The organism is Micromonospora sp. NPDC023644, from assembly GCF_040640115.1.
In the GTDB taxonomy this organism is placed as follows: domain Bacteria; phylum Actinomycetota; class Actinomycetes; order Mycobacteriales; family Micromonosporaceae; genus Micromonospora.
Window position 1 is genome coordinate 171,928 of record NZ_JBFABA010000001.1, and the last position, 22,749, is coordinate 194,676.

Annotated in this window: 21 protein-coding genes and 2 pseudogenes; 13 read left to right on the forward strand and 10 right to left on the reverse strand. The window is 75.7% G+C overall.

Translation table 11 applies throughout. The annotated features are described in order from the left end of the window. Complete coding sequence (locus AB0G08_RS00795) at positions 1-663, forward strand: response regulator transcription factor (RefSeq protein ID WP_358081563.1); 663 nt, start codon at positions 1-3, stop codon at positions 661-663. A gap of 52 nt (positions 664-715) precedes the next feature. Here AB0G08_RS00795 and AB0G08_RS00800 read toward each other — a convergent pair whose 3' ends face one another. The 3 genes from AB0G08_RS00800 to AB0G08_RS00810 form a co-directional block, all read right to left on the reverse strand. Next, entirely contained in the window at positions 716-1,288 is a 573-nt protein-coding gene (locus AB0G08_RS00800; RefSeq protein WP_357870562.1) for a DUF5709 domain-containing protein, read from the reverse strand. 104 nt (positions 1,289-1,392) lie between these two features. After that, on the reverse strand, positions 1,393-2,115 hold the full coding sequence (locus AB0G08_RS00805; RefSeq protein WP_358081191.1) for an ATP-binding protein: 723 nt from the start codon (positions 2,113-2,115) through the stop codon (positions 1,393-1,395). 59 nt (positions 2,116-2,174) lie between these two features. Continuing rightward, a complete protein-coding gene (locus AB0G08_RS00810) occupies positions 2,175-3,173 on the reverse strand; it encodes an SDR family oxidoreductase (RefSeq protein WP_358081193.1) in 999 nt (332 codons plus the stop codon). Positions 3,174-3,389: 216 nt separating this feature from the next. Between AB0G08_RS00810 and AB0G08_RS00815 the strand changes: the two genes are divergently transcribed. Beyond that, positions 3,390-4,592, forward strand: coding sequence for a glycosyltransferase (locus tag AB0G08_RS00815; RefSeq protein ID WP_358081196.1), 1,203 nt, complete (start codon positions 3,390-3,392; stop codon positions 4,590-4,592). Positions 4,593-4,760: 168 nt separating this feature from the next. Here the strand turns inward: AB0G08_RS00815 and AB0G08_RS00820 are convergent, their stop codons facing one another. From AB0G08_RS00820 to aroA, 4 genes are all read right to left on the reverse strand, one after another. Next, positions 4,761-5,624, reverse strand: a complete 864-nt coding sequence (locus AB0G08_RS00820; protein ID WP_358081566.1) for a hypothetical protein — start codon at positions 5,622-5,624, stop codon at positions 4,761-4,763. 59 nt (positions 5,625-5,683) lie between these two features. Further along, positions 5,684-6,502, reverse strand: coding sequence for a histidinol-phosphatase (hisN, locus tag AB0G08_RS00825; RefSeq protein WP_358081198.1), 819 nt, complete (start codon positions 6,500-6,502; stop codon positions 5,684-5,686). A 24-nt stretch (positions 6,503-6,526) separates the two neighbouring features. Next, positions 6,527-7,519: a ribosome small subunit-dependent GTPase A gene (locus AB0G08_RS00830; protein ID WP_358081568.1), complete on the reverse strand. Its 993-nt coding sequence runs from the start codon at positions 7,517-7,519 to the stop codon at positions 6,527-6,529. Positions 7,520-7,684: 165 nt separating this feature from the next. Continuing rightward, positions 7,685-8,986 (reverse strand): 3-phosphoshikimate 1-carboxyvinyltransferase, encoded by a 1,302-nt coding sequence (gene aroA / locus AB0G08_RS00835; RefSeq protein ID WP_358081201.1) that lies wholly within the window; start codon positions 8,984-8,986, stop codon positions 7,685-7,687. A 102-nt stretch (positions 8,987-9,088) separates the two neighbouring features. Between aroA and AB0G08_RS00840 the strand changes: the two genes are divergently transcribed. From AB0G08_RS00840 to AB0G08_RS00870, 7 genes are all read left to right on the forward strand, one after another. After that, on the forward strand, positions 9,089-9,799 hold the full coding sequence (locus AB0G08_RS00840) for an SOS response-associated peptidase (protein WP_358081204.1): 711 nt from the start codon (positions 9,089-9,091) through the stop codon (positions 9,797-9,799). 195 nt (positions 9,800-9,994) lie between these two features. After that, entirely contained in the window at positions 9,995-10,387 is a 393-nt protein-coding gene (locus tag AB0G08_RS00845) for a WhiB family transcriptional regulator (RefSeq protein ID WP_357870541.1), read from the forward strand. 116 nt (positions 10,388-10,503) lie between these two features. Further along, the gene (locus AB0G08_RS00850; RefSeq protein ID WP_358081207.1) at positions 10,504-11,118 is read left to right on the forward strand and encodes an alpha/beta family hydrolase; all 615 of its coding nucleotides are present in this window, start codon (positions 10,504-10,506) and stop codon (positions 11,116-11,118) included. A gap of 346 nt (positions 11,119-11,464) precedes the next feature. Next, entirely contained in the window at positions 11,465-12,289 is an 825-nt protein-coding gene (locus tag AB0G08_RS00855) for a sigma-70 family RNA polymerase sigma factor (RefSeq protein WP_358081210.1), read from the forward strand. A 2-nt stretch (positions 12,290-12,291) separates the two neighbouring features. Next, on the forward strand, positions 12,292-12,579 hold the full coding sequence (gene rsrA / locus AB0G08_RS00860) for a mycothiol system anti-sigma-R factor (RefSeq protein ID WP_357870534.1): 288 nt from the start codon (positions 12,292-12,294) through the stop codon (positions 12,577-12,579). Between the two features lie 531 nt (positions 12,580-13,110). Continuing rightward, a complete protein-coding gene (locus AB0G08_RS00865; protein ID WP_172896635.1) occupies positions 13,111-13,332 on the forward strand; it encodes a biotin/lipoyl-binding carrier protein in 222 nt (73 codons plus the stop codon). After that, the gene (locus AB0G08_RS00870) at positions 13,329-13,838 is read left to right on the forward strand and encodes a GNAT family N-acetyltransferase (RefSeq protein ID WP_358081213.1); all 510 of its coding nucleotides are present in this window, start codon (positions 13,329-13,331) and stop codon (positions 13,836-13,838) included. The genes AB0G08_RS00865 and AB0G08_RS00870 overlap by 4 nt, the downstream gene beginning before the upstream one ends. Here AB0G08_RS00870 and AB0G08_RS00875 read toward each other — a convergent pair. After that, complete coding sequence (locus AB0G08_RS00875) at positions 13,825-15,636, reverse strand: tetratricopeptide repeat protein (protein WP_358081215.1); 1,812 nt, start codon at positions 15,634-15,636, stop codon at positions 13,825-13,827. The genes AB0G08_RS00870 and AB0G08_RS00875 overlap by 14 nt on opposite strands. Before the next feature lie 189 nt (positions 15,637-15,825). Here AB0G08_RS00875 and AB0G08_RS00880 point away from each other — a divergent pair, with 189 nt between their 5' ends. The 3 genes and pseudogenes from AB0G08_RS00880 to AB0G08_RS00890 form a co-directional block, all read left to right on the forward strand. Then, a complete protein-coding gene (locus AB0G08_RS00880; RefSeq protein ID WP_357870640.1) occupies positions 15,826-16,857 on the forward strand; it encodes an SIS domain-containing protein in 1,032 nt (343 codons plus the stop codon). A 25-nt stretch (positions 16,858-16,882) separates the two neighbouring features. Next, positions 16,883-18,136 (forward strand): annotated as a pseudogene (locus AB0G08_RS00885) (histidine kinase N-terminal domain-containing protein); the annotation flags it as partial. Between the two features lie 270 nt (positions 18,137-18,406). Then, positions 18,407-18,661 (forward strand): annotated as a pseudogene (locus AB0G08_RS00890) (ATP-binding protein); the annotation flags it as partial. Positions 18,662-18,969: 308 nt separating this feature from the next. Here AB0G08_RS00890 and AB0G08_RS00895 read toward each other — a convergent pair. Further along, positions 18,970-20,406, reverse strand: coding sequence for a glycosyltransferase family 39 protein (locus AB0G08_RS00895; RefSeq protein WP_358081571.1), 1,437 nt, complete (start codon positions 20,404-20,406; stop codon positions 18,970-18,972). Positions 20,407-20,537: 131 nt separating this feature from the next. Next, positions 20,538-20,666: a hypothetical protein gene (locus AB0G08_RS00900; protein WP_358081218.1), complete on the reverse strand. Its 129-nt coding sequence runs from the start codon at positions 20,664-20,666 to the stop codon at positions 20,538-20,540. A gap of 328 nt (positions 20,667-20,994) precedes the next feature. Here AB0G08_RS00900 and AB0G08_RS00905 point away from each other — a divergent pair, with 328 nt between their 5' ends. Then, positions 20,995-22,710, forward strand: a complete 1,716-nt coding sequence (locus AB0G08_RS00905) for a nitrite/sulfite reductase (RefSeq protein ID WP_358081221.1) — start codon at positions 20,995-20,997, stop codon at positions 22,708-22,710. Positions 22,711-22,749: the final 39 nt, after the last annotated feature.

The following is a 22,749-nucleotide window of genomic DNA, read 5'->3' on the forward strand; positions in this document are numbered from 1 at the left end:
ATGGTGGTGGACGACCACCCGATGTGGCGCGAGGGGGTGGCCCGGGATCTCACCGAGGCCGGTCACCTCGTCGTCGCCGCCAGCGGGGAGGGTCGGCAGGCGGTCCGGGTCGCCGCCGCCGCCCGGCCGGACGTGGTGATCCTCGACCTGCAACTGCCGGACGTCTCGGGGGTGGAGGTGATCCACGGGTTGCGTGCCGTGCTGCCGGAGGTGCGGGTGCTGATGCTCTCGGCCAGCGGCGAGCAGCAGAGCGTGCTGGACGCGGTGAAGGCGGGCGCCACCGGTTACCTGGTCAAGTCGGCCGCCCCGGCGGAGTTCCTGGAGGCGGTGCGCCGCACGGCGGCGGGGGAGCCGGTCTTCACGCCCGGCCTGGCGGGGCTGGTCCTCGGCGAGTTCCGACGGCTCGCGGCCGACCCGGACGGCGCCGACCCCGGCAGTGGCCGGGACGCCCGGGGCGCGGGCCCGGCGCCCCGGCTCACCGACCGGGAGACCGAGGTGCTGCGCCTGGTCGCCAAGGGGATGTCCTACAAGCAGATCGCCGAGCGGCTCGGCCTGGCCCACCGCACGGTGCAGAACCACGTGCAGAACACGCTGGGCAAGCTCCAGCTGCACAACCGGGTCGAGCTGACCCGGTACGCGATCGAACGGGGCCTGGACGACTGAGCGGCCGCCGGGGAACCGCCCCCGAAGGGTTCCCCGATGGCCCCGGGCCGGTTCAGACCGAGTGCGGCGGGCGCGTCTCGTGGATGGCCAGCTCCTCGGCGCTCGCGCCGCCGCCGGCCGAACCGGCGTCGTACGCCACCGAGTCGGTCTCCTGGTCGGTGTGCGCCCCCTCGTCCGGCTCGACGAGCCGGCCGACCTGGCCGTCGGCGACGCTGCCGAGCTTGCCGTGGTCGTAGAGGGAGACCGGCGAGTCGGGGTCGGAGGTGGGACCGGGGTCGATCACGTCCGCGTCGAGCTGGGCCTGCGCCGCGGCCTCCTCGCTGTCGGCCTCGGCGGCGATGTCCGGGTCGACGGGGCCGGCGAGCGGGTCGTCGGCCGGGCGTTCGTGCTGCTCCCGGTCGAGCTTGTAGTCCAGCGACTCGCCGTCGAGCTGCTCCTCGGCGGTGGTCCCGTACCGGTCCACCGCGACCGGCGTCCGGTCGCCCGGCAACTGCGCGGGCTCCGGGCCGTCCGCCTCGCGCCCGGTCAGGACGTCGTCGTTGGCGGTCGAGTCGTCGTCGGCGGTGTCGGGCAGGCCCTCCGCCTCGGGGTCGGACACGGGGGTCGGGTACTCGTCGTCGCGCATGGCAGATCACTACCCACTGCCCTCCCGGCATAACCGGTGCCGCCCGTGGCCATCCGGGCGGAAGGGGTGCAACGGGGGACGTCGGGGCAGGAACGGGGCGGCGGTCAGCCCTGCCGGGCCGCGTCCTCGGTGTCCAGCACGCACCAGACGACCTTGCCGTCCGGCACCGGACTGCTGCCCCAGCTGTCGGCGACGGCGTCGATCAGCAGCAGGCCGCGTCCGCCCGCGGTGTCCAGCGGGGCCGGCCCGGTGAACGCCGGCTGCCGGGGCGAGTGGTCGCGTACCGCCAGGTGCAGGGTGCTGTCCCGGGGCGCCAGGCGGACCGTCATCGCGGTGCGCGCGTGGGCGACCACGTTGTTCACCATCTCGGTGACGGCGATGCAGGCCGGCTCGACCAGCTCGTGCAGGCCCCAGCGCCCGCACCCCTGGGCCACGAGGTGCCGGGCCTGCCGGGCGGCCTCGACGACGGGGGGAAGGTCGGCCTCGACCACCGCGGCCAGCGGCGCTGCGGCCAGCCCGGCCATCGCCCCGTCCAGGGTCGGCCAGGCCGGCACCCCCGCGACGGCGCCGGTCGGATCGCAGAGCAGCAGCTCGGCGGCGGGCCAGTCGCGCACCTCCCGGCGCACCTCGGCGAAGACGTCCCCGGCCGCCGGGTCGGCCACCCGCAGGCCAGTGAGGTCGGCCACCACCGGGCCGGGCCGGTCGCAGAGCCGGGCGAGCAGGCCGTCGCGTACGGTGTCGACGCCACAGCGGTCGAGCACCCCGGTCACCCGGACCACCCCGCTGGCCTCGTCCGTCTCCACCCGGCAGCGCACGTCGGTCGCCATGATCGGCCCATTGTGCACCGCCTGCCCCGACCGCGCACCCGACCGCTCGACGCCCGGCATCAGCGGTCCGTCCGCGCCCGGCGGGTCATCGCGGCGACCGTGCCGACGGCGGTCCCCGCCGCCGCCAGCCCGAAGGCGGCGGTCATCCGGACCAGGTGCCGCCGCCGGCCGTGCCAGCCGCCCTCGCGCCGGGCGGCCGCGTTGGCGTGGAAGACGTTGCCGGTGCTCTCCGGCCGCGCGGCGGGGCCGAACTGGGTGCGGTGCGCGTACCAGCCGAGGACCCGCTCGGCGAGCGCCGGGGCGAGCCGCCACTGCAGGCCGATCAGCCGGGCGGCCCCGCCGGCGTACGCCTCGCGGCGGGGGCGGCGCAGCAGCCGGATGATCGTCTCGGCGACCACCTCCGGCGGGTAGACCGGCGGCGGCGGCACCAGTTCCCGGCCGCTGTGGTTGGCGGCGTGCCGGAAGAACGGGGTGTCGATGGTGGCCGGCAGCACCGTGCAGATCGAGATGTCGCCCCGCCCGGTCACCCGCAGCTCCTGACGGACCGTGTCGGCCAGGCCGCGGATGCCGTGCTTCGCGGCGTTGTACGCCGACTGGTAGGGCATCGCCACCTCGGCCAGCACCGAGGCGTTGTTGACCAGCACCCCGCCGCCCGCCGCGCTCAGATGGGGCAGGGCGGCCCGGGTGCCGTACGCGGCGCCGAGCAGGTTCACCTCCAGCACCCGCCGGAACTCCTCCACCGGGATCTCGTCGAAGAGCCCGACCGCGCCGACCGCGGCGTTGTTGACCCAGCCGTCGATCCGGCCGAACTCGGCGACCGCGCGGGCGGCGAGCCGCTCGACGGCCGCCGGGTCGGTCACGTCGGTCGGCACCACCAGCGCCCGCCCGCCCAGCTCACGGCACCGCACGGCGACCTCCTCCAGGGCTGCCTCGCTCCGGGCGGCCAGCACGACGGCGGTGCCGCGCCGGGCGAGGGCGTAGGCGGTGGCCGTACCGATGCCGCTGGAGGCACCGGTGAGCACGACGGAGGCGTCGGCGAGGCTGCGGGTGAGTGGCATTCTTCGCCCGTACCCCCGTCAGCAGGGGTCATGCGACCGGCGCCGGTCGGATAGTCGTGGCCCGGGGCACGGGGTCTCGGCGTCCCTCGACAGTTGCCGTCGCGCAAGCACCCGCCCCGCTCTTCCCGATCTGCCAGGTTTCGGCTCCCGGGGGTTCGGTTAATGGGACCCTCTGACCGAGGACCACCGCTTGAGAAGATCGCATGGAGGTGACCCATGCGCGTCGGCCTCGTCTGCGCGCACGCCGGCCCACCCAGGGGCGCCGCCGGCCTGACCGTCGGCACCCACCAGCACGTCGCCCGGGTCGCCGCCGAACTCGCCGCGCGGGGCCACGACGTGCGGGTGTACGAACGCCGCGACGACCCGGGCCTGCCGGAGACGGCGACGGTCGACGGCTACCGGGTGGAGCGGGCGCCGATCGGCCCGGCCGCCCCGCTGCCGACCGCCGAGCTGGTCCCGCACGTGTCCGCGTTCGGCGCCTGGCTGGCCGACCGGTGGGCGGGCGAGTGGCGCCCCGAGGTGGTGCACGGGCACTACTGGGTCGGCGGGCTGGCCGCCGCGCACGCGGTCCGCGAGACGGACGTCCCGGTGGTGCAGACGTTCCACTCCCTCGGCGTCGAGCAGCTGCGCCACCTCGGCCGGCAGTACGACGGGCCGGGGGAGCGGATCCCGCTGGAGCGGGCGCTGACCCGGGCGGTGGACATCGCGGTGGCCCAGTGCAACGACGAGGTCGACGAGCTGACCCGGATGGGGCTGCAACGCGCCTCCGTGGCGATGGTGCCGGCCGGCGTCGACACCGCGCAGTTCCATCCCGAGGGTGAGGCCGCCCCCCGCGACCGGCGGGCCCGGATCCTCTCCGTCGGCGGACTGTCGGCCGGGCACGGCCAGGAGGACCTGATCCGGGCCATGCGGCTGGTCGGCGACGCCGAGCTGGTGATCGCCGGGGGCCCGCCCGTCGGGCAGCTCGCCAACCACGCCGAGGCCCGGCGGCTGCGCGAGCTGGCCGAGCGGAGCGGGGTGGCCGAGCAGGTGAAGCTGGTGGGCGCGGTGCCGCACGACCAGATGGCCACCTGGTACCGCTCGGCGGACGTGGTCGCCTGCACCCCGCACTACTCCTCCGCCGGCCGGGTGTCGCTGGAGGCGATGGCCTGCGGGGTGCCGGTGGTCGGCTACTCCATGGGCGGGATCGCCGACGCGGTGGTCGACGAGGTCACCGGCCGGTTGGTGCCGCCGGGCGACGTCCGCGCGCTGGGCGTGACGCTGCGCCGGCTGCTCGCCGACAACGCCGGGCGGTTCGCGTACGGGCACGCCGCGGTGGACCGGGTGCGGTGCAGCTACACCTGGGAGCGGACGGCGGGCGCGCTGGAGCGCCTCTACGAGCGCGTGGTCAGCCGCCGCAAGCCGGTCGAGGCGGCCTGACGGGCGGTCGGGTCGAGGCGGCCTGCCTGCCGGGCCTGCCTGCCTGCCGGGCCTGCCTGCCGGGCCGGCCTGCCTGCCGGGCCGGCCTGCCTGCCGGGCCGGCCTGCCTGCCGGGCCGGCCTGCCTGCCGGGCCTGCCGGGTCGAGGCGGCCTGAGCGCCGGCCGCCCTCAGAGCGGGCGGCCGGGCGCTCCCGCGCCGACCATGCCCCGGTCCCGTTCCCCGGCGACCGCGTGGTGGTGCTGGGGCTCGGCGTACCGGGTGAGACCGATGACCGCCGCGAGGGTGACCAGGAACCCGACGGCGGCGAGCCACTCCCGCCCGGGCCAGATCTTGTCGTTGAGCAGCAGCAGGCCGACGATCGCGGCGGGCACCGCCCCGGCGGCGTCCATCGCCGCCACGGCGGCCGTGGTCGAGCCGCGCTGCATGGCCAGGCCGAGCAGCAGCTGGCCGACGATCGAGTGGACGATCAGCAGGTAGAGCAGCGGGTCCTGGACGAACGCCTCCGGCGTCGGGGCGGAGGCGAGGGGCCGGGCGGCCACCGCGGCGGCGGAGAACGCCAGCCCGGCCAGCGCGCCGAGCGCCACCGAGCCGGGCGCCCCGTGCAGGCGTACCGCGAAGAAGCCGATCACGGCGATCACGCCGAGCGCCACCGCCAGGGCGATCAGGCCGGCGGTGCCGAGCGGCTTGGCCGGCGCGGGCTCGGCGGAGAGCACCAGCGCGGTGATCCCGGCGAACAGCAGCACCAGCAGGGCCACCTCGGCGGCCGGCAACCGCCACTTCAGCACCAGGACGCCGAGCAGGGCGGTGACCCCCAGCCCGGCGGCGACGCTGGACTGGACCAGGAAGAGCGGCAGGTCCCGGCGGGCGAGCAGGGCCAGCACGAAACCGGCCATCTGGCAGCCGAGCCCGACCAGGTAGGTGCGGTGACCCGCCAGCCGCAGCAGCAGGCCCGGGTCGAAGGTGTGGTGCACGGTGGTGCGGGCGGCGGCCACCGACTGGAGCAGGTTGGCGACGCCGTACGCGACGATCATGGCCGCAAGGAAGCACCAACCGGAGGAGACCACCTGGCGAGGATAGAGGCTGCCGGAGGTCAGTGCTCGGTTGGCCGACCCAGCCGGGCGAGGATGTCGGCGTGCAGCGCGCCGTTGCTGGCCACGGCGCTGCTCTCGGTGCCGACGTCGCCGGAGGGGGCGGGCCGGCCGGCCAGGTCGGTGAACGTCCCGCCCGCCTCGGTGACGATCGGCACCAGCGCGGCGACGTCCCACAGCGACAGCTCCGGCTCCACCATCACGTCCAGCGCGCCCTCGGCCAGCAGCATGTAGCCGTAGAAGTCGCCGTACGCCCGGCTGCGCCAGGTGTCCCGCATGAGCTGGAGCATCGCGTCCAGCCGGCCGGTGGACTCCCACCCGGTCAGCGACGAGTAGCAGAAGCTCGCGTCCGCGAGGTCCCGGACCGCGGAGACCCGGATCGGTGCGCCGCCGGCGGCGTCCGGCCCCGCGTACGCGCCCTCGCCGAGCGCGCCCCACCAGCGGCGGCCGAGCGCCGGCGCGGAGACCAGCCCGGCGACCGGCCGGTCGGACTCCAGCAGCGCGATCAGGGTGGCCCACACCGGCACGCCGCGGATGAAGTTCTTCGTGCCGTCGATCGGGTCGACCACCCAGCGCCGGCCGCCCGGGCCGCTGGCGGGCTCCTCGCCGTACTCCTCGCCGAGCAGGCCGTCGGCGGGCCGGTGGGTGGCCAGCAGCGCCCGGATCTCCCGCTCCACCGCGGTGTCCGCGTCGGAGACCGGGGTCAGGTCGGGTTTCGCCTCGACCCGCAGGTCGAGCGCGCGGAACCGGGCCGTGGAGACGGCGTCGGCGGCGTCGGCGAGCAGGTGGGCGAGGGCGATGTCGTCGGCGTAACCGGGCATGCCCAAACGGTAGCGGCGACCGGTTCAGGACCCCGCGAGCGGGTCGCCGGGATTCCGCTGGTCGGGCTCCCGCGTGTCGCCCTCACCCGACCGGGAGGCCAGCAGCCGGCGGTACGAGGCCAGCCGGCGCGCGTCGGCCTTGCCGGCGGCGACCCAGGCGTCCAGCCCGCAGGCGGTCTCGTCGGGCGTGTGCGGGCAGTTGGCGGGGCAGTCCACCGTCCCCTCGACCAGGTCGGGGAAGCCGTGCAGCAGGCTGTCGGCGGAGACGTGCGCCAGCCCGAAGCTGCGCACCCCGGGGGTGTCGACGATCCAGCCGGCGGCGGCTCCGGGCCGCGGCGCGGCGGCGGCCGCGCCTGGTCGGCGTCGCCGTGAGTCGTCGTCGCGGTCGGGCAGCCGGGGCAGTCGCAGCGCGACCGCGCTCGTGGAGGTGTGCCGGCCCCGGCCGATCGCGCTGACCGTGCCGACCGCCCGGGCGGCGTCCGGCACGAGGCGGTTGACCAGCGTCGACTTGCCCACCCCGGAGTGCCCCACCATGACCGAGATCCGTCCGGCGAGCAGGCTGCGCAGGGCGTCGAGGTCGGAATCCGGGCGGATCAGCACGTACGGCAGCTCCAGCTCGGCGTAGTAGCCGAGCACCGCCTCGGGGCCGGCCAGGTCGGCCTTGGTGAGGCAGAGCAGCGGCTCGATGCCGGCGTCGTACGCGGCCACCAGGCACCGGTCGATGAAGCCGGTGCGCGGTGGCGGGTCGGCCAGCGCGCTGACGATGACCAGCTGGTCGGCGTTGGCGACGACCACCCGCTCCAGCCGCCCCTCGGCGGTCGTTTCGTCGTCGTCGGCGGTGCGCCGCAGCACCGACGTGCGCTCGGCGATCCGGACGATGCGGGCCAGCGCCCCGGCCGCGCCGGAGGTGTCCCCGACCAGGCCGACGCGGTCGCCGACCACCACCGACTTGCGCCCCAGCTCCCTGGCCCGCATCGCGGTGACCAGGGGCGTGTCCGGCCCGGCGTCGGGCGGCACGCAGGTGTAGCGGCCCCGGTCGACGGCGATCACGAAGCCGTCCACCGCGTCGGAGTGTTGGGGTCGGGTACGGGTACGCGGGCGCGACGACCTGCCGGGACGGACCCGGACGTCGTCCTCGTCGTACTCCCGCCGTCTGGTCGTCAGGACCCGCCCCCCGTCGTGTCAGCTCTTGCCGGTCACCATCGCCGACCATAGTGCCGGAAACTCGGGCATGGTCTTCGAGGTGCACGCCACGTCGCTCAACTCGATGCCGGGAACGGCCAGCCCGGCCACCGCGGCGGCGTGCGCCATCCGGTGGTCGTGGTAGGTCTCGAACACCCCGCCGTGCAGCGGCCGGGGTCGGATCTCCAGCCCGTCGGGGGACTCGGTGATGTCGGCGCCGAGCGCGGCGAACTCCCGCGCCAGCGCGGTCAGCCGGTCGGTCTCGTGGCCGCGGATGTGGCCGACGCCGGTGAACACCGACGGCGAGTCGGCGAGCATGGCCAGCGCGGTCAGCGCCGGGGTCAGCTCGCTGACGTCGGAGAGGTCGGCGGTCAGGCCGTGCACCGCGCCGGTGCCGCGGACCGTCAGCCCGGCGGTGGAGAGGGTCACCTCGCCACCCATCCGCTGGAGCAGCGAGCGGAGCTGCTCGACGGGCTGGGCGCTGCTGCGCGGCCAGCCCTGGAGGGTCACCTCCCCGCCGGTGACCAGGGCGGCGGCGAAGAACGGCACGGCGCCCGACAGGTCGGGCTCGATCTCCCAGCCGCGCCCCGCCAGCGGGCCCGGCTCGACCACCCACACGTCGGGGGTGCCGTCGTCGACCGCCGCGCCGGCGGCCCGGAGCATCTGCACCGTCATCCGCAGGTGCGGCGCGGAGGGCACCGGCGGGCCCACGTGCCGGACCACGACGCCCCGGTCGAAGCGCGGCGCGGCCAGCAGCAGCCCGGAGACCAGCTGGCTGGACGCGGAGGCGTCGATCACCACCTCGCCGCCGGCCACCCGCCCGGCGCCGAGCACGGTCAGCGGCAGGCTGCCGGTGGCGGGGGCGTCCACGCGGGCGCCGAGGGAGCGCAGCGCCCCGATCAGCGGGCCGAGGGGCCGGGTGCGGGCCTGCGGGTCACCGTCGAAGGTGATCCGCCCGTCGGCCAGGCCGGCCACCGGCGGGACGAAGCGCATCACGGTGCCGGCCAGGCCCACGTCGACGTGCGCGGGGCCGACCAGCGGGTGGGGGCGGACCAGCCAGCGCTCGTCGTCGCTGATCGACATGTGCGCGCCCATCGCGCGCAGCCCGGCGGCCATCAGCTCGGTGTCCCGCGCGCGCAGCGGCCCGGCCAGGGTCGAGGGGCCGCCGGCCAGCGCGCTCAGCACCAGGGCGCGCGCGGTCATCGACTTGGACCCGGGCAGGCGCAGCGTCGCCGCGACCGGATCGGAGGCGGTCGGAGCGGTCCACGGCTGCGGCGGCCGGGTCGCGATCAGGTTCCCCACGCCTACATTCTGCCGCGTCCGACGGCCGGTGACGCCGGCCGGCACGCGTCCTCCCGGTCAGCGGGACAGCCGGGCGGCGCGCGGCGGGTTAGCGTGTGCGGCATGTGCGGGAGGTACGCGACGACCCGGAGCGCGGGCGACCTGAGCGCGCTGTTCGAGTCCCTTGACGAAACCGACGGCCGGGTCGACCCCGACCACAACGTCGCGCCCACGGATCCCGTGCCGTTGGTGCGGGTCAGCCCGGAGGGCCACCGCGCGCTGTCGGTGGGCCGCTGGGGGCTCGTCCCCTCCTGGTCCCGGTCGCCTGCGGGGGCCGCCCGCATGATCAACGCCCGCGCCGAGACGGTCGCCACCAGCCGGGCGTACGCCGGGGCCTTCGCCCGCCGCCGCTGCCTCGTCCCCGCCGACGGCTGGTACGAGTGGGTCCGCGGGGCGGACGGGCGCAAGCAGCCCTACTACATGACCCCGCTGGACGGCTCGGTGCTCGCCTTCGCCGGCATCTGGTCGGTCTGGGACGGCTCCGGCGGTCCGCTGCTGACCTTCAGCGTGCTCACCACCGCCGCGCTGGGCGAGCTGGCCGAGGTGCACGACCGGATGCCGCTGCTGCTGCCCCGCGAGCGCTGGGGGGCGTGGCTGGCGCCGACCGACGAGCCGGAGGGCCTGCTCGCGCCGCCCCCGTCCGACTGGCTCGCGACGCTGGAGATCCGCCCGGTGGGGACGGCCGTGGGGGACGTGCGCAACGACGGGCCGCGGTTGACCGAGCGGGTGCCGCTCGCCCGGGCCGCCGCGTCGGAGGAGATGACGCTTTTCTGACAGTCCGACACATTGTCGGGTGTGATTTGCCAGAGTTGCGGGCGAAACGTCGCACCGTTGTTCACCCATATTCGCCGTGAAGTCTTGTCCCGGTGTCCGGAAGTGCGATACAACACAGCGCCGGTAGTGGGTGTCGATTCGCACGGGGCGAACGACGCGCACCGATCTTGCCGGTCCCACGGGGGAGGTGGGTGGATGACACGGGCACGTATGCCCCGCCCGCACGAGGTGGCCGCCGCACGACGAGATCCGCGGCTGTTGCGGGCGTTGCGGGAGCGGCGACAGGACGAGGCGTGGCGAACCAGAGGAACCTGCCAGAACGTCGACCCGGAAACGTTCTTTCCGGCGCCGAACGAACCGGCTGACGCGGCCGTCGCGCTCTGCCGGAGCTGTGACGTGCAGGGCTCCTGTCTGGCCTGGGCGCTGGACGTGGGTGACTGCCACGGCGTCTGGGGCGGCACCACGCCGCGCGAACGGCGGGCGATGCTGGTCGCCTGGCGCGACGAGGTGCAACCGGATCCGGAGGCCGCCGGCGAGGCGGGTCCGCCGGTCCGCGACCGGCTGCTCACCCTGGTGCCGCTGAGCTGACCGTCGACTGAAGACCGGTCGCAGCCGGCCCGCCGCGTCGGCGGGCCGGCTGCCCGTCGTGCCCTTATCGGCCAGGTCGAGGTCGCCGAGGCCCGGGCAGGCCGCAGAATGGGCCGATGCCGCAGGACGACGACCTCTCCACCCCGCGCGGGCCCGCCCGGGTCGACACCGACCTGCCGGCGGGGGCGCCGAGCGCCCTGCTGGTACTCGGCCACGGCGCGGGCGGTGACGTCGACGCCCCCGACCTGTGCGCGCTGCGGGACGCGGCGGTCGGCGCCGGGCTGGTGGTGGCCCGGGTGACCCAGCCGTACCGCGTCGCCGGGCGGCGCGCGCCGGCCCCGGCGGGGCACCTCGACGAGGCGTGGAGCGCCGTGCTCGCCGTGCTGCGGGAGCGGCATCCCGGCGTACCCCTGCTGGTGGGCGGGCGGTCCAGCGGCGCGCGGGTGGCGTGCCGCACCGCGTCGGCGGTGGGCGCCGCCGGGGTTGTCGCGCTCGCGTTCCCGCTGCATCCGCCGGGCCGCCCGGAGCGGTCGCGGGCGGCGGAGTTGGCGACCGGCCTGCCGACCCTCGTGGTCAACGGCGACCGTGACCCGTTCGGGGTGCCGGAGCCGGGGCCGGGGGTGCACGTGGTGACCCGCCCGGGGGAGCGGCACGACCTGCGGGGGGACCCGGCCGGCACGGCCGCGGTGGTGCGCGACTGGCTGCGCGGGCAGGGCTGGGCGCGCGGCTGAGCGCCGCCCCGTCGCCCGCACCGCCCCTCGTCCCCACGCCCGGATCGGTGCTGGCCGCGGCCAGGATCGGTGCCTGACCCGGCCCGGCGCGGGTGTGGGCGCGTGCCCAGCGGACGGCGGCGGGCGCTCCGGCGGGCCGTGTCCGGTGGCCGCGGCGGGTCGTTGCATCGGATGGCGCCGGACGCCCGGTTCGGGCGGGCGGCGCCGGTCCTCCCAGGCCCTTCCTGGTCCCAGCGCCCGCCTCCGTCGGCGCCGGGACCGGGAACGGGGGAGGCCAGCGGAATGCTCCGGCCCGTCGGGGGCGTTGCACCCCCCGGGACGACATTTCTGGCGAGGGGGGAGACCGGTGCCGACCGAGACGCGGGTCCGGGAACGGGACGAGCGGGGAGCGCGGCAGCTGCGACGGCTGCTGGGCGGTCCGGACTGGCCCGCGGTGGTGCCGCCGGTCGGCCCCGCCGCGGTGAGTACGAGCACACCCGCCGGAAGTGAATCTGCGGGCACGTTCGTACGCGTATCCTCGGCGGGACAGCATCCGACGCGAGGGGATGTGCGGTTGACCACCGAGAAGACGGACGAGCGCAGGGCCCGCTTCGAGCGGGACGCGATGCCCTTCGTCGATCAGCTCTACGCTGCCGGGCTGCGGATGACCCGCAACCCGGCGGATGCCGAGGACCTGGTCCAGGAGACCTACCTGAAGGCGTACGCCGCCTTCCACCAGTTCGAGCAGGGCACGAACCTGAAGGCCTGGCTCTACCGGATCCTCACCAACACCTACATCAACTCCTACCGCAAGCGGCAGCGCCAGCCCATCCAGGCGCCGACCGACGAGATCACCGACTGGCAGCTCGCCGAGGCCGAGTCGCACACCTCCAGCGGGCTGCGCTCGGCCGAGACCGAGGCGCTGGACCGGCTGCCGGACAGCGACGTCAAGGAGGCCCTCCAGCAGTTGCCGGAGGAGTTCCGGTTGGCCGTCTACCTCACCGACGTCGAGGGCTTCTCCTACAAGGAGGTCGCCGACATCATGGGCACGCCCATCGGCACGGTCATGTCGCGTCTGCACCGGGGCCGACGTAATCTGCGCAAGCTGCTCGAGCAGTACGCCGCCGAGCGGGGCTTCAGCGCCGCGGCGTCGAAGAAGGGCTCGACCGCTTCCGCCGGCCGGGAGGTCTGACCATGAGCTGTGGGGATCCGCACGAGACGGACTGCCGAGAGGTCATCGCGGAGGTCTACCTCTACCTGGATCTGGAGTGCGGCGAGGAGCGGCGCACGCTGATCCGGCATCACCTCGACGAGTGCGGGCCGTGCCTGCGCGAGTACGGCATCGAGCAGGAGGTGAAGGCGCTGGTCGCCCGCTGCTGCGGCAACGAGACCGCGCCCGACCAGCTGCGGGAGCGGCTGCGGCTGCGCCTCACCGAGCTGGTCGTCTTCGAGAGCACCGAGTCGAAGGAGCTGGCCGACTGAGGTCGGGCCGGCGACGGCAGCCGACCTCGGTCGGCGCCCGCGAGACAGCAGAAGCCGGTGGCCCGGGTCGTCCGACCCGGGCCACCGGCTTCTCCGCCGACTGATCGACGCCGAGCCGCGGGGCCCGGCCGCCGGTCAGGAGTTGGGGCGCTTGCCGTGGTTCGCGCTGCTCTTCTTACGGGCCTTCTTCTTACGGGCCTTCTTCGCCATGGTGACCTCCTCGTGATGGTCGGACCCGCCTGCGCACGAGCTCGGCGCCGGTGCACGCACCGGTCCTCCCGGCGCCGGGGTCCGACCCGCTGATGCTAGTGCGGCCGGCACCCGCCGTCGTCCGCCGGGGCCGCCGGTCGTACGCCGCGCCGCCCGACACGCCGGAGGCCGCCGCCCGCCCCGCCGGGCCGCCCGCGGCCGGGACACTCCGGGGCGGGCCGCCCCGGAGTCGATCATCCACCCCACCCGGGCCGCTCCACGCCCGCCGGAGGCCGCCCGCATGATTGGATACGTCGGCAGGCAACCGCGAGAGGGAGGGCCCTGGACATGGCCGAGGAGATCCGCGCCGAGATGGTGGCGAACGTCTGGAAGGTCGTCGCGTCGGCCGGGGACACCGTGTCCGAGGGGGACACGCTGGTGATCCTGGAGTCGATGAAGATGGAGATCCCGGTCGTCGCCGAGTCCGACGGTGTCGTCAAGCAGCTCGCGGTCAACGAGGGCGACGTCGTGCAGGACGGTGACCTGATCGCGGTGATCGATTGACCGGCCTCTCGGTCCGCCTCGCCGGGCCGGGCGACTTCGCGGCGGTGGCCCGGCTGACGGTCGCCGCGTACGAGGCGGACGGCCAGCTGAAGAACGAGCACGGCTACGCCGCCGTGCTCGCCGACGTGGCGTCCCGGGCTCAGGACGGCGAGGTGTTCGTCGCCGCCGACGTCGCCACCGGCGAGCTGCTCGGCTCGGTGACCTTCGTCCTGCCCGGCACCCGCTACGCCGAGCTGTCCCGGGCCGGCGAGGCGGAGTTCCGGATGCTGGCGGTGGACCCCGCCGCGCAGGGGCGGGGCGTCGGCGCGGCGCTGGTCGAGGCCTGCGTGTCGCGGGCGGCCGGGCTGGGCTGCTCCGCCGTGGTCATCTGCGTCCGCAGCGGCTTCGCCGCCTCCGCCCAGCGGCTCTACCAGCGGCGCGGCTTCGTGCGAACGCCCGAGCGGGACTGGTCGCCCCTGGACGGCGTGGACCTGCTCGGCCTCCGACTGGAGCTCACCGGCGGGTGAGGCGCCGCCAGAGACGGCGCAGGCGGGAACGCGGCCGGGGAACCGGGTTGGTGGCGGTCAGCGAGGCGGCCAGGGCCGCCGTCTCCGGGTCCAGGGCCGGGCTCGCCAGGGACAGGTGCGCCAGGGACGGCGCGATCGGCACCGGACGCTTCCGGGCGACCGTCGCCACGTCGGTCAACCGCTCGGTCACCACGCGGGCCACGTCGGGGCGCACCTCCGGGTCGACCCAGGCGGCGGTGACCAGGGCGAACAGGGCCGCCTCGGTGACCCAGTCCTCGACCCCCCAGACCAGGTCCAGCAGCACCGCGCGCCGGGTCGACTCCGCCCACGGCTCGTCGGTGCGGTGGTGCAGCAGGCCGAGGCACGCCCACACCTGGACGCAGCGCACCCAGAGCGAGGGGTCCTGCCCGAGGACCCGGCCCAGCGCGGTGGGCGGCGCCTCCGGGGGGTGCGCCAGCAGGCCGAGCAGGTCGGCCAGTTCCAGGGTGGCCAGGCCCACCGCCGCGTCGTACGCCGCCGGCGGGTGCGGCCACGCCGGATGGGCGAGCTGCCGCAGCCGCGCCGCCGCCTCCGGCGAGGGCGCCGGCACGGCGGGCACGACGGTCGTCCCGTCGTGGCGCCAGAGCTGCCGGCCGGTCGCCCGCCGGGGCTCGCGCGGGTCCGGATCGGGCACGCCGGTCACCTCGATCCGCAGCCCGGGCGCGGCCGTCGCGGCGGTACGCATCGCGCTGGGCGGCGCGGGCGAGTCCAGCCGTACGGCGCCGAGGCCGACGTGCTCGTCGGTGACGGCCTGACGCAGCGCGTCCACCAGCGCCCCGGTCGCCGGGGTGACCTGCCCGAGCCAGGGCCGGCCCCGGCAGCTCTCGGCCAGGTCGCCGTGCTCGTGCGTGTCGTCGGGGTGGTCCCGGACGAAGTCGGCGAGCGCGACCAGGTGCGCCACGTCGCCGTCGCGCTGGTGCCGCAGCCGGTGCGCGGTGTGCACGGCGCACTCGAAGGAGGGGTCCCGGGCCAGCGCCCGGTCTATCCAGTCGAGCGCCTCGTCGAGCCGCCCGTTGTCGGCGAGGGTCCCGGCGATGTCGGCGTAGACGGTGAGGTCGTCGGGGTCGTGCGCGACGGCGCGACCGAGTGCCGCCAGCGCCTCGCGGGTCCGGCCGGCGCTGCGGTACGCGTACCCGAGCCACACCTCGCCGATCTTCGACGGCTTCGCGCGTACGCCCCGGGCGGCCCAGCGGATCGCCAGGTCGATCTCACCGACCCGCCTGGCCAGCGCGGACGCCGCGCCCAGCAGCAGGCCGTGCTCGGGATGGACGGTGACCGCGTTGCGGGCCAGCGCCAGGTAGGAGGCCAGGGCGGCGCGGTCGGCCCGGGGCACCGGGTCGGCCACGGCGGCGCAGACCTGCATCAGGATCCGGGCGGTCCGGTCCGGATCGAGGCGCTCGACGAGTTCCGGGGTGGTCACCCACGGCACCCCGGCCCAGTCCGTCCCCGGCGCGTGGCCGGTCGCCGCGACCAGCAGGTCCAGCCCTTCCGCGGGCCGGCCGGCGGCGGCGAGCAGGTGGGCACGGGCCACCACGGTGCCGACGAACGCGTGGCCCTGGAGCGGGAAGAGTTCGACGCCGCCCGCGCCGTCGGCGGCGGCGAGCCGGGCGAGGGTCTCGTGCGCCTCGGGCAGGGTCGGGGCCTGGGCCAGCGCCGCGGCGACGTGACCGGCCGCGTGTGCCAGGTCGCCGTCGTCCAGGGCGAGGCGGGCCAGGGCAAGTTCCTCGGCCGCGGGCAGCGGCCGGTCGTCCTCGGGCACGTGGTCCTCTCGCTCGTCGGGGCTCCGGTGGGGCCGGGCAAGCCTAGGTGATGTTGCGTCGAGATGGTGATCATCTGCGCACTACTGCTCGTTCGATTGCTCGGTCCAGATCAAACGTGCAAGACTGAGCAGGAAACGCGCGGCAATCGCGCAGTGGGAGGAGTTTCCGTGACGCGTGCAGGGGCTGGCATGGCCGCCGACATCGACGAGCAGCCGGCGGGCTACGAGCGGCTGCTCTCCGCCGAGCACGCCGGGGCGATCGCCCGGGTCGCGGCGGTCATCGCGGAGCGCCGCCCCCGGCACGTGGTCTTCACCGCCCGGGGCACCTCCGACCACGCCGCCCTCTACGGGGCGTACCTGACCGAGATCCGGCTCGGCCTGCCCGCCGGCCTCGCCTCGCCCAGCGTCGTCACCCTCTACGGCGCCCGGCCGGACCTCTCCGACGCGCTGGTCGTCGGCGTCAGCCAGAGCGGCGGCTCGCCCGACCTGGCCGAGGTGCTGCGGACCGCCCGCGCCTCCGGCGCGCTGACGCTCGCCGTCACGAACGCGCCCGACTCCCGGCTGACCGGCGTCGCCGAGCTCAGCGTCGACATCGCCGCCGGGCACGAGCGCGCGGTGGCCGCCACCAAGACCTACACCGCCGAGCTGCTCGCCCTGCTGATGCTCGTCGAGGGCATCCGGGCCGGCGACGGCGCGCTGCCCGCCGACGAGCGCGAGGCGCTCGCCGCCCTGCCCGAGCTGGCCGCCCGCACCCTGGAGGACCCCACCCCGGGCCAGCTCGCGCCCCGCTACCGGTTCGCCGGGCAGCTCGTCACGACCGGTCGCGGGTACGCGTACCCGACCGCCCGCGAGGCCGCGCTGAAGCTGATGGAGACCTCCTACCTGCCGGCGCTCGCGTTCTCCGGCGCCGACCTGCTGCACGGCCCCCTCGCCATGACCGACCCGGACGTGCCGGTGCTCGCCGTGGTCGGCTCCGGGCCGGGTGGCCGGTCGATGGGCGAGGTGCTGCCCCGGCTCGGCGAGCGCCGCGCCGACGTGGTGGTGGTCGGCTCCGCCGACGTCGAGGGAGCCACCCGGATGGCCGTCCCCGAGGTCGACGAGCGGTACGCGCCGCTGCTGGACATCCTGCCGTTGCAGCGCCTGGCGCTGGCGCTCGCGCTCGCCAGGGGCGAGGACCCGGACGCACCGCGCGGGCTGAAGAAGGTCACCGCGACGATGTGACGCCCGTCGTGGCACGCTGGTCAGCGTGTCCACGCTGCGCGACCTCGCCGAGGAGCACACCCGCCTCCGTCCGGCCGACATCGACCACCTGCACCGGATCGCCGGCGACTGGCAGTTGCTGTCCGATCTGTCCTTCGCCGACCTGCTGCTCTGGGTGCCCGTGGACGGTGACGGGGCGTTCCTCTGCGTCGCCCAGGTCCGGCCGACGACCGCACCCACCGCGTACCTGGACGACCAGGTGGGGCGGATCGTCGGCGGGCCCGAGGTGGCCCACCTGGAGGTGGCCCACCGGCAGGGCCGGATCTGGCGGGAGGGCGACCCGGTCTGGTACGGCGACGTGCCGGCCCGGCACGAGGCGATCCCGGTTCGGCTGCGCACCACCGACGGCGAGGCCGGCGAGGTGATCGCCGTGGTGGGGCGGGACACCAACCTCTCCACCGCGCGCACCCCGAGCCAGCTGGAGCTGAACTACCTCACCACCGCCGACGACCTGGCCCAGATGATCGCCGACGGGACCTTCCCGCCGCCGCGCCATCCCGGGGAGACCACGTCGGCCCCGCGCGTCGGCGACGGGCTGGTCCGGCTCGACGCCGGCGGCAAGGTCACCTACGCCAGCCCGAACGCGCAGTCGGCGTACCGGCGGCTGGGCTACGCCTCCCACCTGGTGGGCGAGGACCTGGCGGCGCTGCACCGCCGGCTGGCGAGCGACCCGCTGGAGGGCACGGACGCGGCGAACGGCATCCTCGCCGCGCTGCGCGGCGAGGCGCCGCCCCGCCGGGAGATCGACGCGCGCGGCGCGACGATGCTCACCCGGGCGCTGCCGCTGATGCCCGCCGGGGTGCCGATCGGCGCGCTGGTGCTGGTCCGCGACATCACCGAGGTACGCCGCCGCGACCGCGCCCTGATCACCAAGGACGCCACCATCCGGGAGATCCACCACCGGGTGAAGAACAACCTCCAGACCGTCGCCGCCCTGCTCCGGCTCCAGGCCCGCCGGGTGTCCATGCCGGAGGCCCGGGTCGCCCTGGAGGAGTCGGTACGCCGGGTCGCCTCCATCGCGCTGGTGCACGAGACCCTCTCCATGTCCAGCGACGAGGCGGTCGAGTTCGACGGCATCGTCGACCGGGTGGCCAGCGCCGCGACGGAGGTGGCGGCCACCGAGGCCACGGTCGGCATGCGCCGCGAGGGCAGCTTCGGCGTGCTTCCCGCCGAGGTCGCCACGTCGCTGGTGATGGTGCTGAACGAGTTGCTGCTCAACGCCGTCGAGCACGGCTTCCCGTCGAACGCCGAGACGCCCGCCAGCCCGGCCGGTCCCGGCACCCCTGCTGCGGCGACGCCTGCCGGGGCGACGCCTGCCTCGGCGACGTCTGCTGGGGCGATGCCCGCAGGGGCGACACCTGCCGGGGCCGCGCCTGCCTCGGCGACGCCCGCCGAGGTCGCGGCTGAGCCGCACACCCCGGGAGCGCCCGTTTCAGGAGCGCCCGTCTCGGCTGAGCAGCGCTTTCTGGGAGCGCCCGTTGCGGCCGTGGCGGAGGCGGCTGGTCCGGTCGCGCCGGAGGTGGTGGTGTCGGCGCACCGGTTCCGCAAGATGCTGCACGTCTCGGTCACCGACAACGGGCGCGGGCTGCCGCCCGGCTTCGACGCCGAGCGGGGCGGCAATCTCGGGTTGCAAATCGTCCGGGCGCTGGTCACCGGCGAGCTGCGCGGCACCATCGAGCTGCGCGACGGCGCGAAGGGCGGCACCGAGGCGACGCTCGTCGTTCCGCTGGTGCGCAACGCCCCGGAGGGCCGCTCCGCCGGCTGACCCGGGTGCACGGCGACGCCGGTGCGCGCTGCCGCTGCCGCTGCCGTCGTCGCCGTCGTTGTCGCCGTCGCCGCCACCGTCGGGCGCCATGATCAGTTGCTGGGAAACCGGTGTGGGAGCGCCCTTTACACCGGCTCACCGTCACACGATCAAGCCGGTGAAGGAGCCGGTGTCGGCGGGCGGCGACGAGCGGCGGGGACGAGCGGCGGGGACGAGCGGCGGGGACGAGGAACCGGGACCGGGGACGGAGGCCAGGGGAACGGGGCCAGGGGAGCAGGGGGGCAGGGGAGCAGGGGCGGGGCGGTGGGTCAGCGGGTGAGCAGGGCTACGGTCAGTCCCGGGCGTGGCCAGACCCGTTCGACGGTGAAGTCGGCGCGCAGCGCGTCGCCCTTCGCGCCGGGTACGGCGGCCAGCGGATCGTCGCGGCGGCCGGCCACGACCAGCCAGAGGCGTTCCGCGCCGGCCAGGCACTCGGCAGGGCGGGCGCACTCGGCGGCCCACAGGTCGCCCCGGCGGGCCTGGTCCTCCGTCGCCAGCACGTCGCGGGGGCGACGGTCGCCGAGGTGGTACGCGAGTCCCAGGTCGAGGAAGAGCCAGCTCTCCCGGGGGGAGTAGACGACCGCGTCGCCGGGCCGCTGACCGTCGGCGACGATCCGGGCCACGCCCCGGTAGTCCACCGTCGCGCTGCGCGGCCACTCGTGGGTGCGCCGCAGCGCCGCCTGGTCGGGCAGCCCGAGCAGCCCGGCCAGGGCGACGACGGCCAGCGCGGGTGGCAGCGGCACCGCCGTCAGCGCCGCGCCGGCCAGCAGGCAGGCGAAGGGCACCACGAAGACGAGGTACCGGGGCACCCAGAGCGGCACGACCAGCCCCGCGGCGAAGAGCAGCAGCACGGGCAGCAGGACGGCGAGCCCGGGCAGCAGGGCGCGTCGGCCCAACCGTGCCGCGCCGAGGGCCGCGAGCCCCACCAGCACCCCGCCCACCACCCCGCTCTGCGCCACCCCGCCCGCGAGCGCGGCCAAGTCGTCGGGACGGGCGGTCTCCACCCAACCGAGCTGCCGGGAACGCTGTTCCCTGGCGATCAGCACCAGCGGTGTCAGCAGCAGTACGGTCGGCAGCAGGACGAGCGCCCAGCGCAGCGGACGGCTCGGCGGCGCCGTACGGCGGGTGGCGAGCACCGTGACCGCGTGCGCGGCGAGCAGGGTGAGCGCGACCAGGTGGGTGAGCCCGAGCGCGGCCACGGCGGCGGCGTACCCGGCCCAGCGCGTCCACCGGGGTCGGGTGGTCGCCTCGACCAGCAGCAGGGTCGCCAGCACCGCCAGGAGGGTGGCCAGGGCGTACGGGCGGGCCTCCTGGCCGTACCGGGAGGTGCCCGGGAGCACCGCGAGGAGCAGCCCGGCGAGCAGCCCGGCGAGCAGCCCGGCCCGGGTGCCGAGCAGCCGCTGCCCGAGGACGGCGGTCAGCCCGGCCGTGGCGGCCATGGCCAGTGCGGCGGGCAGCCGCAGCGCGGTCACCGAGTCGCCGAAGACGGCCACCCAGGCGTGCATGAACAGGTAGTAGGGGCTGGTGGCGGCGTCGATGGTGCCGGCGAGCCGGACGAGGTCCCCGGGCGACCGGCTCGCGGCGCTCCAGGTGGCCAACTCGTCGCGCCACGGCTGCGCGTGGTCGATTCCGGTCAGCACGACGGCCAGGGTGAGCAGCGCCGGCCCGATCCAGATCACCCGGCCCGTGTGAGCCGGCCCGCCCACCGCCTCGTGCGTCGGCGGGACGCGGGCGCCGGGCAGGTCAGCGGAACCGGTCACGTACCGCAGCGTCACACAGTCCGGCCGTCCGATCCGCCGATCCGCCGATCCGCCGATCCGCCGATCGGGCACCGGCGTCACTCCTCGACCGTGACCCCGTGCTTCCCGCACGCGGCGACGAGCCGGGGCAACGTCTCGCGCAGCGACTGCCGGTAGAGCTCGGCCCCCGGACCGGTCTCGCCGCGCCTGAGCTGGACCCGTTCCACCAGACCGACCGTGGCCTAGCACCAGCCGTGGCCGGGGGGTGGCCCGTGATGTGGGATCCCGCACGCGCTCGTTGGCCGGCCCCTGGTGGGTGTGGCAGCATGACTTGCATGACCGCCGCTGTCGTCCGCCGCTTCGTGGCCCGCCGCCACGTCGATTACGGCCGCGTGCGCAGCGCGATCTGTCCGGCCCACTGACGACGCCCGACCAATCTGTCTCGGGCGCGCCTCGCGCCGGCTGCTCCGACACCGTTGTCGCCAGCCCGTTCCGACGGGTCGGCCGCGCGCCTTGCGTGTCTCTGAGGCACCGCAGACAACGGAGGACGCCGCCATGGCGGTCAGCAGCATTCCGGCCCGGGCCGGGGACCCGACGTCCCCCCGACCGGCCCGGGCCCCCCGCCGGCCCCGGGGGGAAGGTCAGTGGGCGCTCGGTCACCGCGAGCCGCTCAACCCGAACGAGCGGATCAAGAAGGACGACGACCCGCTGAACGTACGGGCCCGGATCGAGAACATCTACGCCCACCACGGGTTCGCCTCGATCGACCCGCAGGACCTCCGCGGCCGGTTCCGCTGGTGGGGCCTCTACACCCAGCGCAAGGCGGGCATCGACGGCGGTCGCACCGCCGTGCTGGAGCCGCACGAGCTGGAGGACGAGTTCTTCATGCTCCGGGTCCGGGTGGACGGGGGCGAGCTCAACCTGGCGCAGCTGCGGGTGGTCGCGGACATCTCCCGCGAGTTCGCCCGGGACACCGCCGACATCACCGACCGGCAGAACATCCAGTACCACTGGATCCGGGTCGAGGACGTGCCCGAGATCTGGCGTCGGCTGGAGTCCGTCGGCCTGCAGACCACCGAGGCGTGCGGCGACTGCCCCCGGGTCGTGCTGGGCAGCCCGGTCGCCGGGGTGGCGCGCGACGAGCTGGTCGACCCGACGCCGGCGGTGGACGAGATCGTCCGCCGGTACGTCGGCGACAAGGCGTACTCCAACCTGCCGCGCAAGTTCAAGACCTCCATCTCGTGGCTGGTCGACACCCCGTACGAGGCGAACGACATCTCCTTCCTCGGGGTGGACCACCCGGACCACGGCCCGGGCTTCGACGTCTGGGTCGGCGGCGGCCTCTCCACGAACCCCATGCTGGCCCAGCGGCTCGGCGTCTGGGTGTCCCTGGACGAGGTGCCGGACGTCTGGGCGGGCGTGGTCGGCATCTTCCGCGACTACGGCTACCGCCGGCTGCGCAACCGGGCCCGGCTGAAGTTCCTGGTCGCGGACTGGGGCGTGGAGAAGTTCCGCGAGGTGCTGGAGAAGGAGTACCTGGGCCGGGCCCTGCTCGACGGGCCGGCCCCGGAGCTGCCGGAGAAGCCGGTCGACCACATCGGCGTGCACCCGCAGCGCGACGGGCGCAACTACGTCGGGGCCGCCCCGGTGGTCGGGCGGGTCTCGGGCGGGCAGCTCGCCCGGCTCGCCGACGTGGTCGAGGCGCACGGCAGCGGGCGGGTGCGGCTCACCCCGTACCAGAAGCTGCTGGTGCTGGACGTGGCGCCGGAGCGGACCGACTCGCTGGTGCGCCAGCTGCGCGGGCTGGGCCTGGAGGCGCAACCGTCGGCCTGGCGGCGCGGCACCATGGCCTGCACCGGCATCGAGTACTGCAAGCTGGCCATCGTCGAGACCAAGGCGCGCGGCGAGGAGCTGGTGGCCCGGCTGGAGGAGCGGCTGCGCGACTTCGACGCCGACATCTCCATCCACCTCAACGGCTGCCCCAACGCCTGCGCCCGCACCCAGGTCGCCGACATCGGCCTCAAGGGCCAGCTGGTGGTCGGCCCGGACGGCACCCAGGTGGAGGGCTTCCAGGTCCACCTCGGCGGCGGGCTCGGCATGGCCGAGGGGCAGAAGGCCGGGTTCGGCCGCAAGCTGCGCGGCCTGAAGACCACCGCCGACGAGCTTCCGGCGTACGTGGAGCGGCTGGCCCGGCGTTACCTGGCCGGCCGGGCGGCGGGCGAGACGTTCGCCAACTGGGTGATCAGGGTCGACGAGGAGGAACTCCGATGAGCGAGCACAGCGAGCGAGTCAGCGGACTCCGTGTCCTTC

Bases quoted from the DNA above. Each gene is read 5' to 3' on its own strand.
- AB0G08_RS00795 (WP_358081563.1), top strand. From the start codon at position 1: ATGGTGGTGGACGACCACCCGATGTGGCGCGAGGGGGTGGCCCGGGAT.
- AB0G08_RS00800 (WP_357870562.1), bottom strand. From the start codon at position 1,288: ATGCGCGACGACGAGTACCCGACCCCCGTGTCCGACCCCGAGGCGGAG.
- AB0G08_RS00805 (WP_358081191.1), bottom strand. From the start codon at position 2,115: ATGGCGACCGACGTGCGCTGCCGGGTGGAGACGGACGAGGCCAGCGGG.
- AB0G08_RS00810 (WP_358081193.1), bottom strand. From the start codon at position 3,173: ATGCCACTCACCCGCAGCCTCGCCGACGCCTCCGTCGTGCTCACCGGT.
- AB0G08_RS00815 (WP_358081196.1), top strand. From the start codon at position 3,390: ATGCGCGTCGGCCTCGTCTGCGCGCACGCCGGCCCACCCAGGGGCGCC.
- AB0G08_RS00820 (WP_358081566.1), bottom strand. From the start codon at position 5,624: ATGATCGTCGCGTACGGCGTCGCCAACCTGCTCCAGTCGGTGGCCGCC.
- hisN (WP_358081198.1), bottom strand. From the start codon at position 6,502: ATGCCCGGTTACGCCGACGACATCGCCCTCGCCCACCTGCTCGCCGAC.
- AB0G08_RS00840 (WP_358081204.1), top strand. From the start codon at position 9,089: ATGTGCGGGAGGTACGCGACGACCCGGAGCGCGGGCGACCTGAGCGCG.
- AB0G08_RS00845 (WP_357870541.1), top strand. From the start codon at position 9,995: ATGACACGGGCACGTATGCCCCGCCCGCACGAGGTGGCCGCCGCACGA.
- AB0G08_RS00850 (WP_358081207.1), top strand. From the start codon at position 10,504: ATGCCGCAGGACGACGACCTCTCCACCCCGCGCGGGCCCGCCCGGGTC.
- rsrA (WP_357870534.1), top strand. From the start codon at position 12,292: ATGAGCTGTGGGGATCCGCACGAGACGGACTGCCGAGAGGTCATCGCG.
- AB0G08_RS00880 (WP_357870640.1), top strand. From the start codon at position 15,826: ATGGCCGCCGACATCGACGAGCAGCCGGCGGGCTACGAGCGGCTGCTC.
- AB0G08_RS00905 (WP_358081221.1), top strand. From the start codon at position 20,995: ATGGCGGTCAGCAGCATTCCGGCCCGGGCCGGGGACCCGACGTCCCCC.